Here is a 13425-nt window from a genome sequence, read left to right as displayed (position 1 = left end):
GGCAGTCCTTTGTGTTCTTTGTGGTGGTGCTCTTTCATCTTCCGCCCTCGACCGTTCCGCCTTCACCATCACCGCCTGGGAACTGAAGGCTCGCATCTCACCTGCGCAACAGACCCTGGCTGCCACTGCGAACGTGACTTTGCGCAACGACGGCCCCGTGCCGCAGCGCGTAGCCGCACTGCAGATATCCTCAGCACTCGCCTGGAAGACGGTCACTGCGGCAGGGAAGCCGCTGCAATACGTTGGGCAGCCCTACATCTCCGACCTCGACCACACCGGCTCGCTTTCCGAAGTCCTGGTCACGCTGCCGCAGGAGGTCGCGCCGGGCAACAGCGTCACGCTGGAGGTCGCGTATGAAGGCGCGGTGCCGCTCGACGCTACACGGCTCACACGGGCCGGAGCTCCCGAGCGGGATGCCAAGCGCAATGACTGGGACCGAATCAGCCAGGCCTTCACCTGCCTGCGTGGTGTGGGCTATGTCACTTGGTATCCCGTGTCTCTCACCAGCATCTCGCTGGCCGAGCCGGAGGACTTTTTCGACACTCTGGACGCCTGGAAGCAGCGCCACGCCGCTTCCGCCATGCGCCTGACCGTCACGCTCGACGTGCCTTCGTACTCCACCTGGCAGGTGGTGACGAACGGCCGTGCCGCCGGAGGGAATCCCGCGGCGCACAGCTTCGACTTCGTGTTCGAGCCCGTTGGCCTTTCACCGCCCACCATCGCCGCTGGCGATTTCCGCGCGCTGCTGCAATCCGTCATCCGCATATACCACCTGCCCGGACGGGAAGGCGGCGCGCAACAGTACATTGACGCCGCCCAGGCCCTGCAGCCGCTTGCCCTGGAGTGGTTCGGCCAACCCCGCCGCCGCTTTGAGATCGTCGAGCTCGCCGAGGCCGCTCTGGAATCCTCCTCGCGTCCGCCGCCGCCCACGCCCCTTGACGTAGCTCCGTGGGAGAGCGGCTCGGTCTTGTTCACGCCGCTCAAGCCTTTGTCGCGCGAGTCCCTGGAAGTGACTCTGATGCATCAAATGGCGCACGCCGCGCTGGCTTCGCCGCGGCCCTGGATCGAAGAGGGCGGTGCGCACTTCGCCCAAGCCCTCCTCCGTCAGCAGCAGGGACGCCGCGCCGCTGCGCTCGAATTCCTGGAGCGCCAGCTCCCCTTCCTGGTGGAGTCGGAAGAAGCGTTGGCTCAGCTTCCCAGCGATGCCCCTCTGCCCTCGCTCATCACTTCCAGTGACGAGATTTTTTACCGTACGAAGGCCGCATACGTTTTCTGGATGCTGCGGGACATGCTCGGCGACGCTCCCTTGCAGCGCGCCCTGCACGCCTATCGCGGCGAGAACGACCGCTCTACCGCCTACTTCCAGCAGTTGCTGGAGAAGGAGGCGGGACGGAACCTGGAGTGGTTCTTCGACGACTGGGTCTACCGCGATCGCGGCCTGCCCGACTTCCGGATCGTCTCCACCTATCCTCGCCCGATCGTGGGCGGCGGCTACTCGGTGACGGTCACGGTGGAAAACCTCGGTGGCGCCGGCGCCGAAGTTCCGGTCACCCTGCGCGCCGAAGGCGGCGAGACCACTGAGCGCTTGCGCGTTCCTGCGCGCGACAAGGCCAGCATCCGCATCACCGTGCCCACCAAGCCCCGCGACGTCCTGGTCAACGACTCCAGCGTCCCCGAATCCGACCGCACCAACAACCTGGCCGCCATTGCGCTACCATAGCCGCTTTCTGAGAACTGAGAACCGAGAACTCACCCATGCCCTACATCCAGTTTCTCGGCGCCGCCGGCACCGTGACCGGGTCCAAGCACCTCATCAACACCGCCGATCACGGCGGCAAGCGCGGCTTCCAGGTGCTGATCGATTGCGGCCTCTTCCAGGGACACAAGCAGTGGCGCGTGCGGAACTGGCAGGACACGCCCATCCCCGCCCGCCTCATTGACGCGGTCATCCTCACGCACGCCCACATCGACCACGCCGGCTGGGTGCCGCGCCTGATCCAGGAAGGATTTCGCGGACCCATCTTTGCCACGCCGCCCACCGTGGACTTGTGCGGCGTGCTGCTGCCGGACTCCGGCCACTTGCAGGAAGAGGAAGCCGAGTACGCCAACCGTAAGAAGACTTCCAAGCACTCGCCCGCCTTGCCGCTCTACACCGAACAGCAGGCGCTGGAGAGCCTGGCGTACCTCAAGCAGGTGGACTTCGGCGAAGAGCGTCGCCTCGCGCCCGAGTTCAGTTTTCGCTATCTGCGGGCTGCCCACATCCTGGGTTCGGCCATGGTGGAAGTGAAGCTGGAGACGCCGCAGGGTCGGCGCACGCTCTTGTTCTCAGGAGACGTGGGCCGCGTACGCGACACCCAGATCGCCCCCGGCAAGGTCATCTCCACCGGCCCCGACGACATCGAGCGCGCCGACGTCATGGTCATCGAATCCACTTACGGCAACCGCCGCCATCCCGCCACCGACCCGCGCCCCGAAATCGCCCGCCTCATCCAGGCGACCGCCAAGCGCGGCGGCAGCGTGGTCGTCCCCGCATTCGCCGTCGAGCGCACGCAGAAACTCATCTTCCTGCTCAAGGACATGATGGAGTCCGGCGAGATTCCGCGCCTGCCTGTCTTCGCCGACAGCCCTATGGCCATCCAGGCCATGAAGATCTTCGTCGAGCACGAGCAGGAATTCACCGAGCCCACGCGCCGGCTCATCGACCGCTATGGCTCACCGCTCGCCTGGGAGGGCTTCCACTTCGCTTCCACCGCCGAAGAGTCCAAGAAGATCAACGAGGCGCGTTATCCCGTGATCATCGTTTCTTCCAGCGGCATGGTCACCGGTGGCCGCGTGCTGCATCACCTGGCGATTCGCCTGCCCGACCCGCGCAATCTGGTGCTGTTCGTCGGCTTCCAGGCTCCGGGCACGCGTGGGGCCACCATCAAGGCCGGCGCCGATTCCGTTCGCATCTTCGGCGAAGAGATTCCCATCCGCGCCCAGGTGGCGGCGCTGGAACAGTTCAGCGACCACGCCGACACCCCGGAAATGCTCGAGTGGCTATCCAGCCTGAAGCGCCCGCCCGGCGTCACCTACCTCGTCCACGGCGAGCCCGACGCCTCCGCCGCCATGCGCGACGCCATCGCCTCCTCTCTCCACTGGAAGGTCGAGATCGCCGAGTGGATGCAGAAGGTGGACGTGTAATGGCGTGGTGCCTCGCCAACACTGGACGATTGAGCTAGCACCCCTCAAATGGTGTCATCCTGAGCCCGCCACCGCGGGCGAAGGATCCTTCGCTTCGCCAAGGATGAGATCGTGAATGCTTCAGATTCCTAGTCGGTCACTGTAGCGCGAACACCGCATGAACACTTGCCCTTCGCGACACTTTCTGCGGAAACAGTCGGAGACTACGTTGTTCTGGACCGACACCCGGTCCTTCTCCGGCAAACACGCCACCTCCGACTTCGTAGCGAGTTTCTAATTCATTGCTTGCGTATATCAGTTCACCCAGCTTTCCTCCTAGTCCCGCGGCCATCTCTTCCGCGACCTTTCGTACCCGCATCATCGCAACTGCTGCGGCTCTGCCTTCAAGCGCGGCCGGGTCACGAACCGTCCAGCGAACCGTGCCGAGCACGTTGGCTCCGGCCCGCGTGGCTGCCTCGATTACGCTATCCGCTCTCTCAGCAGATACCTGAACCTGCCATCCCTGGTTTGCCACAAACCTGCGACCCCTAGCGATCTGCTCTAAGACCTTGTCGTTTTCGAATATCTGCGAGAGGCGCAAGTTAGACGTCTGAATATTGGCCTTTGGAACGCCAACCCGCTCGACGGCTTCAGTGATTCGCTGTGAAGTGCGGAAATTGTCTTCGAGTACGGCCTCCCGCGTTTCGCCGAAGCTTTGACATCCGATTTCGACGATGGCCAACTCAGCAGGTACCTCAACTGATTCCGTCGCCGTCACCGAAACGGTCCGGTTGGTGCGGTTCACCTGAATGTCTTGCGCAAACAGATGAGATGCCAACATGCAGAAAACCAGGATCCCCAGAGCCCGTCGTGCGCACATAGCTTTCTCCTTTCGAGTCTAGGTATTCGTGAATTTTGCCAACTCCTCGAGCTTCCCCCTCGCTCTTCCCGAATCCACCGCCTCCGCCGCCACAGCCAATCCCTCACGGATGGTCCCCACGCGCCCCGCCACCATCAGCGTCGCCGCCGCGTTCAGCAGCACCACGTCTCGCCGCGGCGATTTCTCTCCGCTTAGAATCTCGCGGATGACGCGGGCGTTATCCGCCGCATCTCCGCCCGCGATATCCTCCAGTCGCGCCCGCGGCAATCCGAACTCCTCCGGCGTGACTTCGTACCGCCGCACCCGGTCGCGCGCGACTTCGGCCACGTGCGTTGGCCCGGTGATGGTGATTTCGTCCAGGCCGTCCTTGCCGTGCACCACCAGCGCCCGGCGCAGCCCGAGCATGGCCAGCGCCTCCGCCAGTTTTTCCACCAGCGCATGGGAATAGACGCCCACCACCTGCGCCTCAGCGCCTGCCGGGTTGGTCAGTGGCCCCAGTAGGTTGAACACGGTGCGGATGCGCAGCTCGCGCCGCACCGGCTGCACGTGCTTCATAGCCGTGTGCAGCGCGGGCGCGTAGAGGAATGCGATCCCGATCTCGCGCAGGCACGCCGCCAGGCGCTCCGCCGGAAGCTCCAGCTTCACCCCCAGCGCTTCCATCACGTCCGCCGAGCCGCAGCGCGAGCTGATGCTGCGGTTGCCGTGCTTGGCCACGCGAACGCCCGCGCCCGCCGTCACCAGTGCGGCCGCCGTGGAGATATTGAACGTGCCTGCCGCATCGCCGCCCGTGCCGCAGGTGTCTACCAGGAGATTGAGATGGGACGGGGCCGATTCCAGTGCGCCCGCGATCTCGTCGCCCAGGTCGGCGCCGATCGGTTCGGCGATCCGCGCCCTCGGTGCGAGCTCCAGCGGCGCCGCAGCCGCTCGCATGGCCTCGGCGAATCCAACGATTTCTTCCACCGTTTCGCCTCTTTCGCTCAGCCCCACCAGGAGCGTTTTGAGCTGCGCCGGAGTCGCCCTGCCCGCCAGCACCTCGGCCATCAGCGCGCGCGCTTCCGCCCGGCTAAGGGACTCACCCCGGCCGATTCGTTCCGTCGCCTCCTGGAGCATGGGCGGCACGTTAACCTAACCGCCGCCATGCCTTCAAATCTCATCGCTTTCCAGGCGGGTTCCCAGCGAGGGGCGGGCCTCTTCATCCGCCCGCCGACGACCCGGGCCTGGCTCTTCGAACGCACAAGGTAGGCCAATTGGGGGGTTCGCCCCGGCCCCGACTTGGGCTATCATGTGCCGCACAACCCTTAGGAGGATGGCATGGGTAGGTGTGTCAAAACGGTACTGGTCTTGATGGCCCTGGTGGCGGTTTGCGCTGCGCAGAATAACGCTCCGCCCAAGAAGCGGGTGGCTGTCATGGACTTCGACTACGCCACGGTGCAGAGTGGGGTAGCGGCGATCTTCGGCACCAACGTCGACGTCGGCAAGGGCATCGCGGACATTCTGGTCAACAACCTGGTGAAGAGCGGGACCTATTCCGTGATCGAGCGCAAGGCGCTCGACAAGATCCTGGCGGAACAGAACTTCTCCAACAGCGACCGCGCCGATCCCAGCAGCGCGGCCAAGCTGGCCCGCATTCTGGGTGTGGATGCCATGATCATCGGCAGCATCACCCAGTTCGGCCGGGACGATAAGAACACCAACGTGGGCGGGGCAGGCTTCGGCAGGGTATTCGGCTTGGGCGGAGTTTCCAAGAAGGAAGCCAAGGCCGTGGTCGGCATCAATGCCCGCGTCATCAGCACCGAAACGGCGGAGATCCTCGCGGTCGCCGAAGGCAAAGGAGAGTCCACCCGCGGCGGCACCTCGCTCATCGGGGCCGGAGGCGGATGGGGTGGTGCGGGCGCCGGCGCCTTTGACATGTCCAGCAGCAATTTCGCCAACACCATCCTGGGAGAAGCGGTTCACAAGGCGGTCGATTCCGTGTCTCATCAGCTCGACCAGGAAGCCGACAAGCTGCCCACCCACGTGGTCAAGGTGGAAGGGCTGGTCGCGGACGCGACGGGCGGAACCCTGATCCTGAACGTCGGCAGCAGGGCAGGCGTAAAGGTCGGGGATCAGCTCGAGGTGCGCCGGGTGACTCGTGAGGTCAAGGACCCATCGACCGGCAAGGTTCTCCGCCGGATCGCCGACAAGGTCGGCATGGTCACCGTCACGGAAGTGGATGAGTCTTCCGCAGTCGGAACGTATACGGGCAGCGGTCCCGCCCAAGTCGGCGACTCGGTCCAGACTCCCTAGCCGGGCGCGAGTCGCCGCTGGTAGCAACCGGCCATCACCTGCTCGCAGGGCGTGAGCCGCCAAGAAGAAGGTTTGAGAGTCCTCCTTGCCTACCCCCAGGGACCTTGAGGACTCGGGGGAAATCGAATGAGCTTCAAGATCGGAGAGACGGTTGGCGATTACGAAGTCGTAGGCGTCCTGGGCGCTGGAGGCATGGGCCGCGTGTACAAGGTCCGCAACGTGCTCTCCAACCGCTTTGAGGCGATGAAGGTCTTGTTGCAGGAATCGCTGGGCACGGCCGACCAGTCCGAGCGCTTCCTGCGGGAGATCCAGGTGCAGGCCAGCCTGGAGCATCCCAACATCGCCGCTCTGCGCACCGCCATGCGCGTCGAGAACCAACTGGTCATGATCATCGAGCTGGTGGAAGGCAAGACGCTGCAGGCCATCCTGGAGTCTGGTCCTTTGTCGCCCGCCACCGCCGTCGACTACATGAGCCAGGCGCTCGCTGCGCTGGCCTACGCGCACGAGCGCAAGGTCATCCACCGCGACATCAAGCCCGCCAACATGATGTTGACCAAGGACGGGGTCATCAAGCTCACCGACTTCGGCCTGGCCAAGGTCGGCGCCGACCGCTCGCTCACCAAGACCGGCACCACCATGGGCTCCATCTATTACATGTCCCCGGAGCAGGTGGCCGGCAGCGGCACGCTGGATGCCCGCTCGGATCTCTATTCTCTGGGCGTGAGTCTGTACGAGGCTGCTACCGGCAGTCGGCCCTTCCAGGGCGAGCACGATTACGCCATCTTCTCCGCTCACCTGAACGATCCGCCGGTTCCTCCGCGCGAGAAGAATCCCGCGATTTCGCCGGAGCTAAACGGGGTCATCCTGAAGTCGCTGGCCAAGAAGCCCGAGGACCGCTTCCAGACCGCCGCGGCGTTCCGGCAGGCGCTGCAGAACCTCGGCAGCCAGCCCGCCAGCATCGAGGCCACTCGTCTCATGGGATCTGTGGATGCCGCGCCCAGCCGCGTAGCCTCGGGATCGAAATCCACCACGCCTCGCTCCGGGTCGCAGCCCGTTTCTTCGTCCTCGCTGGAGATGGCGTACGTGCTGTTCATGGACATTGTGGCCTACTCCACCCTGCCCATGGACCGCCAGACCGAGCGCATCACCACGCTGGCCTCCATCGTGCGCGAAAGCGAAGAGTTCCGCCGGGCGTCGGATGCCGACCAGTTGGTGTCATTGCCCACCGGCGACGGCATGGCCCTGGTTTTCTTCCAGAACCCTACCGCGGCCGTGCAGTGCGCCATCCAGGTTTCCCGCACGCTCCGCGACTACCCGGAACTGAAGCTGCGCATGGGCATCCACAGCGGCCCGGTGTACCGCATCGCCGACATCAACACCAACCGCAACGTGGCGGGCGGCGGCATCAATATGGCGCAGCGCGTCATGGACTGCGGCGACGCCGGACACATTCTGGTCTCCAAAACCGTGGCCGATACTCTAGGCCAGTTGAGTGATTGGGAAGAGCATTTCCACGATCTGGGCGAGGCCGAAGTCAAGCACGGCGTCAAGGTCCACATCGTGAACTTCTACACTGAGGAAGTCGGCAACGCCGAGGTGCCGCACAAGCTGCGCACCGCGATTGTCGCTCGCGGCCAGTTGCAGCCTCCCAGTGGAGCCCTGGTTCCGGCTCGCGGCGGCCCCATCTTGGAAGCGCCTCCGCAGGCCCTCGCCCGTCGCCCCAGGACCGCCGTTTGGGTCGCCGCCGGCGGTGGAGGCATCCTGGCCGTAGCTCTGATTGCCTTTGGAGCGACCCAGTTCCTCCACTTGCGGTCGTCCACCCAGCAGGACAACCCGCAGGTACAGGCGGCTCCGGCTTCGTCAGGAACTTCGACCGCAACCTCCGCTCCAGCTTCCACGGATGGCGGTTCTGCGGCGTCGCCCGCTTCCGCCGTGCCTTCGCAACCCGCCTCCGCAGCTCCGTCGCCATCCACATCCGCTCCGGCGCCCAAGAAGCAGCTTGCCCAAGCCGCCTCGGCTTCTGCCCAACCGGAAGCGCCTCAGGACGCGGCCGCCCTGCAGGAGCAGCGGGAAAGATTGATCATGATGGCCAGCCGCGCCGCGGCCGTGCGCAGCAGCCTGGAAACCTTGCAGCGCCAGCAGGCAGCGTCAGGCCTGGGTCTGCGTGGCGACATGGCCGCCGCCAGGGAAAGCATGGAGTACCTGCTGGATGAGGCGAAGGCGTCGATGCGGGACAAGGACGCCGACGGCACCAAGCGCAACCTGGATCTCGCGGAGAAACAGGTCGAAAAGCTGGAGCGCTTCCTGGGCCGCTAGCCGTCCGGCTGATGCACCGGGCAGCGTCGGCGGAGATGCTTTTCAATGATTCCCTGATCTCGAATGATCCGCCGATTTCAATTCTTAGGAATCCCAGCCGAGAAACAGCACGGTGATGCCGAACGTGTCGATGAAGCCGTGGGCAAGCACACACGCCCATAGGCTGCGCCCGGAAATCATGTAAGCCGCGCCCAGAATCAGTCCGGCCACGCCGGAGTCAACCATGCCTGCAGGCCCCTTGTAGTAGTGTCCGACGCCGAACAGTACTGCCACCAAGACTACGCCCGTCCAATAGGCTGCCGTCGACCGTTTGCCCAAATCCGCTGCGCGCGTCAGCAGATAGCCGCGATAGGCAATCTCTTCCCCGAACGCGGCAAAGGTCCAGACGATCCCTAGCCACATCAGCGCGGTCTTTACGTCGCCCGCGATGGCCTCACTCCCTTCCGGCGCTACCGCCGGAGGCCACAACCGCGCCGTCAGCGGATCGACTACGAACTCTCCCATCAGAATCCGCAAAGCGGCGGCCGCCAGAGCAATCAGGATCACCCGCCGCCAGGATTCGGGACGTCCCAGTCCCACCGCCTTCCACCCGCCGCTCCGCAGCCGCAGCGAGATCAGGCCCAGCACGAACAGAATGGGTACTTCGTTGGGAACGATCCGATAGACGTTGTGGCCGATCACGATCAGAGCGCCCAGGATGAATTCTGCGGCGCTCAGCCAGCGCGATTCGGAGTACCATTTCGAGAGCTGGCGGTTCGCAGGCGCACCCCTTCCCGCCGTGTCGCTTTGTTGCTCCATAGCTGTTCCTTTGCCTTGGTTAGGTCAGTTTGCCGGCCCGCATTCGCTGGAACTTGCGCAAGCTCCACAAGCTGAACTGCGATGTCAGCAGGAACAAGCCAATCCCAACCATTAATCCCACCGGAATAATCCACCACCCGAGGAGCTCCGTTCCAGAATGAGGCGCATCGATTATGCCCAGCACCACGAGTGAATAAACGTCTTCACGCACCCACAGTCCCACACGGTCCGGCGCCAAGGGCTTCATCAGGGCGCTGAGCGTGAAACTCGCGGCGATCGCGTATCCCGTCAGCGACGTGAAGAAGACGAACACGCCCGCCACACTGATTCCTGCCCAGTGAAAGAGTCCCTTCAGGACCAGCCACGGAGAAAAACTCCTTTCCGCCCGGGTCACAATGTTCTCCGCCACGTACATCGCGGCAATTTCTTTCGGGCGCCCCAGCCGTTCGAGCGCAGCTGCCACGCCCGCCTCGGTGACTTCTCCGCTGGTTGCCGCCCGGTCCAGAATGTGGCTGCGAAGCTCTTCCACGATTTCTAAAGCCTGAGCGTTCGGAATGCCGCGCAGTCCCGCGCGCACCTCGTTCAGGTAGCTCTCGACCCTCCGGGCCGCTGCCTGGGCAATCGTCATCGCCGTTCTCCTTTCCGGAGCGGCGCCACCAAGTCTTCTACGCTCCCCGCGAATTCCGACCACACGCGCGCCATTTCCACCGCCCGTTTCTTACCGAAGGGCGTCAGCCGGTAATACTTACGGGGATGCCCCGCTTCCGCTTCCACCCATTCGGAATCAAGCAATCCTTCCGCCTTCAGTCGGCTGAGCAGGGGATACACCGTGCCTTCGGCCACCACCAGGCCCGAACCGTCTTCCAGTCGTCGCAGAATCTCCAAACCGTAGAGCTTGCCCTCCCAGAGACTGGCTAGGATGGCCAACTCCAGGCACCCCTTGCGCAGTTGTACCTCCCACTTCTCGGTTGCATCCGCGCCGGCACGTTCGGCAGCCGCCATGCGCGATACTATGCAATACGATGTATCATGTTGTCAAGTGTTAGTTGCACTGCAAAGATTCAGGGCGGTGCCCCACGTTCGCGCCCCGCGGTTGGGCGCGTACCTGGGTCACTCCCGACGGGTGACGAGTTTGCCCATTCCCTCCATGTCCCTTTACAATCAATGTTTTCGCGCAGCCCGTGACACGCGGCCTGTGCGCGCGTTCCACCCATTCGCATCCATGAAAATCCACGAGTACCAGGGCAAGGCAATCCTCGCGAAGTTCGGCGTGGCCGTGCCGCGCGGCGAGGTTGCCGTCACCCAGGATGAAGCCTTCGTCGCCGCCAAGAACCTGATGGCCGCCGGCGCCCAGGCGGTCGTGGTCAAAGCCCAGATTCACGCCGGTGGGCGCGGTAAGGGTGGCGGCGTCAAAGTAGCGCATTCAGCCGAAGAAGCCGCCGAGGTCGCGGGCCGCATCCTCGGCATGCGCCTGGTCACGCATCAGACCGGGCCCGAGGGCCGCATCGTCAAGCGCCTGCTCATCGAAGAGACCCTGCCCATCGAGCGTGAGCTCTACCTCGGCATCGTGATCGATCGCGCCGCGGCGCGTCCCGTGTTCATGGCTTCGGCTTCCGGCGGCATGGAGATCGAGCAGGTCGCGGCTACCAATCCCGACGCCATCCTCAAAGAGCACATCGATACCGGCATGGGCCTGCAGGCTTTCCAGGCGCGGCGCCTGGCCTTCGGCCTCGGCTTGAAGCCCGAGCAACTCAACGATGCCGTGCGCTTCCTCACCGGCCTGTGGCGCGCCTTCGAAGCCACCGACGCTTCGCTCGCAGAAATCAATCCCTTCGTCACCACGAAGGATGGTCGCCTGCTCGCGCTCGACGCCAAGTTCAACTTCGACGACAACGCTCTGTTCCGCCACAAGGACCTGAAGGAACTGCGCGACACCGATGAGGAAGACCCGCTCGAGGTTGAAGCTTCCAAGTACGGCCTGAACTACATCAAGCTCGATGGCAACGTGGGCTGCATGGTGAACGGCGCGGGCCTCGCCATGTCCACCATGGACATCATCAAGTACGCCGGCGGCGCGCCCGCCAACTTTCTCGACGTAGGCGGCGGCGCCAATGCCGAGCAGGTCACCCATGCCTTCGAGATCCTGTTGAGTGACAAGAATGTGCGCGCCGTGCTCATCAACATTTTCGGCGGCATCCTGCGCGTGGATACGCTGGCCCACGGCGTGGTCGAAGCCGCGAAAAAAACCAGGATCGCCTTGCCCGTGGTGCTGCGGCTCGAAGGCACCAACGTCGAGGAGGGCCGCAAGATCCTGCAGCAGTCCGGCCTGAATTTCATCGTGGCCGAAACCATGAAAGATGCCGCAGAGAAAGTGGTCGCGGCCGCACGAGCGTAGCCTACGGATTTTTCGGAGAGCGGATAGCGGAAAGCGCGTGAGCATCCTGGTCGACAAATCGACACGGCTGATCGTGCAGGGCCTCACCGGCCGCGAGGGCACGTTCCACGCCAAAGCCTGCGCCGCTTACGGCACGCAGGTCGTGGGTGGCGTGACGCCGGGCAAAGGGGGCGCGACGCACGAGGGATGGCCGGTGTTCAACACCGTGGCCGAGGCGGTGGCGAAGACCGGGGCCAATGTCACCGTTATCTTCGTGCCTCCACCATTCGCCGCCGACGCCATCATGGAAGCGGCCGACGCCGGGTTGCCGCTCATCGTCTGCATCACCGAGGGCATTCCCACGCTCGACATGGTGCGCGCCTGGGACTTCCTCAAGACGCGGCGCTCGCGGCTCATCGGCCCCAACTGCCCGGGCATCATCTCGCCCGGCAAATGCAAGATCGGCATCATGCCGGGACACATCCATCGCGAAGGGTCCGTCGGAATCGTCTCGCGCTCCGGCACGCTGACCTACGAGGCCGTCCACCAGCTCACGCTGCGCGGCATCGGGCAGTCCACCGCCATCGGCATTGGCGGCGATCCCATCATCGGCACCAACTTCGTGGATGCGCTCGGCTTGTTCAACGACGACCCGCAGACCGAGGCCATCGTGATGATCGGCGAGATCGGCGGCAATGCCGAGGAGCAAGCCGCCGAGTTCGTCCGCCAGCGGGTGAAGAAGCCGGTGGTGTCGTTCATCGCCGGGCAGACCGCGCCGCCCGGCCGCCGTATGGGCCATGCCGGCGCCATCATCTCCGGCGGCCACGGCACGGCAGCGGAGAAGATGAAGGCGCTGGAGGCGGCGGGCATCCGTGTAGCCCGCTCCCCCGCCGACATCGGCCAGGTGGTGGCGGAGGCAATGGGCGCCGGGGCGCGCCGCTAGTTGCAGATTGTTCCACGTGGAACAATTAGATATAGCTGTAGGATGTAATCCATCCAGGCCAAGAGGTTAGCCGACTGCATGAAGACGCTCGAACGCACGCTGTCCATCATCAAGCCCGACGCCGTGGGCAAGAACGCCATCGGCGACATCCTGAGCACGCTGGCGGGCAAAGGCTTCCGCATCATCGGCATGAAGATGATCGAGATCACCAAGGAGCAGGCCGAGGGTTTCTACGCCGTGCACGCGGGCAAGCCCTTCTACGATTCGCTGACCACATTCATGTCGAGTGGACCCATTGTGGTGCTGGCGCTGGAGAAGGAGAACGCCATCGCCGAGCTGCGCGAAGTCATGGGAGCCACCAACCCGGCCAACGCCAAGGAGGGCACCATCCGCAAGAAGTGGGCGGCGAACATCGAACACAACGCCATCCACGGCTCGGACGCCGAAGAGACGGCGCGCTTCGAACTCAGCTACTTCTTCGCGGGGTACGAGCTGGCGCGGTAAGAGCCTCGGCCACGGATGAACACGCGTTCACACGGAAGAGGCAAGAGAGAAGACGATGCCGCACGTTGAGATCACGTTCCTGAAGGGCCGCACGCTGGAACAGAAGCGCAAGCTGGTGAAGCGGGTGACCGACGCGCTGGTGGAAGAGGCCGGAGCGACGCG

The 13425-nt window shown here is 64.3% G+C and carries 12 protein-coding genes; 7 read left to right on the top strand and 5 right to left on the bottom strand.

The window, feature by feature from the left end; translation table 11 throughout:
• Positions 1 to 1720 (top strand): hypothetical protein (locus VLE48_08960; protein HSA93125.1); only part of this gene is annotated, 1720 nt, incomplete at its 5' end.
• Between the two features lie 35 nt (positions 1721 to 1755).
• Entirely contained in the window at positions 1756 to 3183 is a 1428-nt protein-coding gene (locus tag VLE48_08955; GenBank protein ID HSA93124.1) for an MBL fold metallo-hydrolase, read from the top strand.
• A 136-nt stretch (positions 3184 to 3319) separates the two neighbouring features.
• Here the strand turns inward: VLE48_08955 and VLE48_08950 are convergent, their stop codons facing one another.
• Both VLE48_08950 and trpD read right to left on the bottom strand, forming a co-directional pair.
• Positions 3320 to 3967, bottom strand: coding sequence for an SIMPL domain-containing protein (locus VLE48_08950; GenBank protein HSA93123.1), 648 nt, complete (start codon positions 3965 to 3967; stop codon positions 3320 to 3322).
• Positions 3968 to 4060: 93 nt separating this feature from the next.
• Positions 4061 to 5152 (bottom strand): anthranilate phosphoribosyltransferase, encoded by a 1092-nt coding sequence (trpD, locus tag VLE48_08945; protein HSA93122.1) that lies wholly within the window; start codon positions 5150 to 5152, stop codon positions 4061 to 4063.
• Positions 5153 to 5353: 201 nt separating this feature from the next.
• Here trpD and VLE48_08940 point away from each other — a divergent pair, with 201 nt between their 5' ends.
• Together VLE48_08940 and VLE48_08935 are read left to right on the top strand one after the other, a co-directional pair.
• Positions 5354 to 6328 (top strand): CsgG/HfaB family protein, encoded by a 975-nt coding sequence (locus VLE48_08940; GenBank protein ID HSA93121.1) that lies wholly within the window; start codon positions 5354 to 5356, stop codon positions 6326 to 6328.
• 126 nt (positions 6329 to 6454) lie between these two features.
• Positions 6455 to 8644, top strand: coding sequence for a protein kinase (locus VLE48_08935; GenBank protein HSA93120.1), 2190 nt, complete (start codon positions 6455 to 6457; stop codon positions 8642 to 8644).
• A gap of 84 nt (positions 8645 to 8728) precedes the next feature.
• On the opposite strand, the gene VLE48_08930 is transcribed toward VLE48_08935, so the two are convergent.
• Genes VLE48_08930 through VLE48_08920 form a run of 3 tightly spaced genes read right to left on the bottom strand, consistent with a single transcriptional unit; the run spans position 8729 to position 10444 of the window.
• The gene (locus tag VLE48_08930; protein ID HSA93119.1) at positions 8729 to 9442 is read right to left on the bottom strand and encodes a type II CAAX endopeptidase family protein; all 714 of its coding nucleotides are present in this window, start codon (positions 9440 to 9442) and stop codon (positions 8729 to 8731) included.
• A 19-nt stretch (positions 9443 to 9461) separates the two neighbouring features.
• The gene (locus VLE48_08925; protein HSA93118.1) at positions 9462 to 10070 is read right to left on the bottom strand and encodes a hypothetical protein; all 609 of its coding nucleotides are present in this window, start codon (positions 10068 to 10070) and stop codon (positions 9462 to 9464) included.
• Positions 10067 to 10444, bottom strand: a complete 378-nt coding sequence (locus VLE48_08920; GenBank protein HSA93117.1) for a PadR family transcriptional regulator — start codon at positions 10442 to 10444, stop codon at positions 10067 to 10069. Before VLE48_08920 ends, VLE48_08925 begins: the two co-directional genes overlap by 4 nt.
• 220 nt (positions 10445 to 10664) lie before the next feature.
• Between VLE48_08920 and sucC the strand changes: the two genes are divergently transcribed.
• From sucC to ndk, 3 genes are all read left to right on the top strand, one after another.
• Complete coding sequence (gene sucC / locus VLE48_08915; protein HSA93116.1) at positions 10665 to 11837, top strand: ADP-forming succinate--CoA ligase subunit beta; 1173 nt, start codon at positions 10665 to 10667, stop codon at positions 11835 to 11837.
• A gap of 37 nt (positions 11838 to 11874) precedes the next feature.
• Positions 11875 to 12759, top strand: coding sequence for a succinate--CoA ligase subunit alpha (gene sucD, locus VLE48_08910; protein HSA93115.1), 885 nt, complete (start codon positions 11875 to 11877; stop codon positions 12757 to 12759).
• A gap of 78 nt (positions 12760 to 12837) precedes the next feature.
• Positions 12838 to 13263, top strand: coding sequence for a nucleoside-diphosphate kinase (ndk, locus tag VLE48_08905; protein ID HSA93114.1), 426 nt, complete (start codon positions 12838 to 12840; stop codon positions 13261 to 13263).
• The last annotated feature ends 162 nt before the right edge of the window (positions 13264 to 13425 follow it).

This window comes from Terriglobales bacterium (genome assembly GCA_035454605.1).
GTDB lineage: Bacteria > Acidobacteriota > Terriglobia > Terriglobales > Acidobacteriaceae > DATMAB01.
This window is presented reverse-complemented; position numbering and strand designations above follow the sequence as displayed.

Bases quoted from the DNA above. Each gene is read 5' to 3' on its own strand.
- ndk (HSA93114.1), top strand. From the start codon at position 12,838: ATGAAGACGCTCGAACGCACGCTGTCCATCATCAAGCCCGACGCCGTG.
- VLE48_08935 (HSA93120.1), top strand. From the start codon at position 6,455: ATGAGCTTCAAGATCGGAGAGACGGTTGGCGATTACGAAGTCGTAGGC.
- VLE48_08920 (HSA93117.1), bottom strand. From the start codon at position 10,444: ATGGCGGCTGCCGAACGTGCCGGCGCGGATGCAACCGAGAAGTGGGAG.
- VLE48_08940 (HSA93121.1), top strand. From the start codon at position 5,354: ATGGGTAGGTGTGTCAAAACGGTACTGGTCTTGATGGCCCTGGTGGCG.
- trpD (HSA93122.1), bottom strand. From the start codon at position 5,152: ATGCTCCAGGAGGCGACGGAACGAATCGGCCGGGGTGAGTCCCTTAGC.
- VLE48_08955 (HSA93124.1), top strand. From the start codon at position 1,756: ATGCCCTACATCCAGTTTCTCGGCGCCGCCGGCACCGTGACCGGGTCC.
- VLE48_08925 (HSA93118.1), bottom strand. From the start codon at position 10,070: ATGACGATTGCCCAGGCAGCGGCCCGGAGGGTCGAGAGCTACCTGAAC.
- sucC (HSA93116.1), top strand. From the start codon at position 10,665: ATGAAAATCCACGAGTACCAGGGCAAGGCAATCCTCGCGAAGTTCGGC.
- VLE48_08930 (HSA93119.1), bottom strand. From the start codon at position 9,442: ATGGAGCAACAAAGCGACACGGCGGGAAGGGGTGCGCCTGCGAACCGC.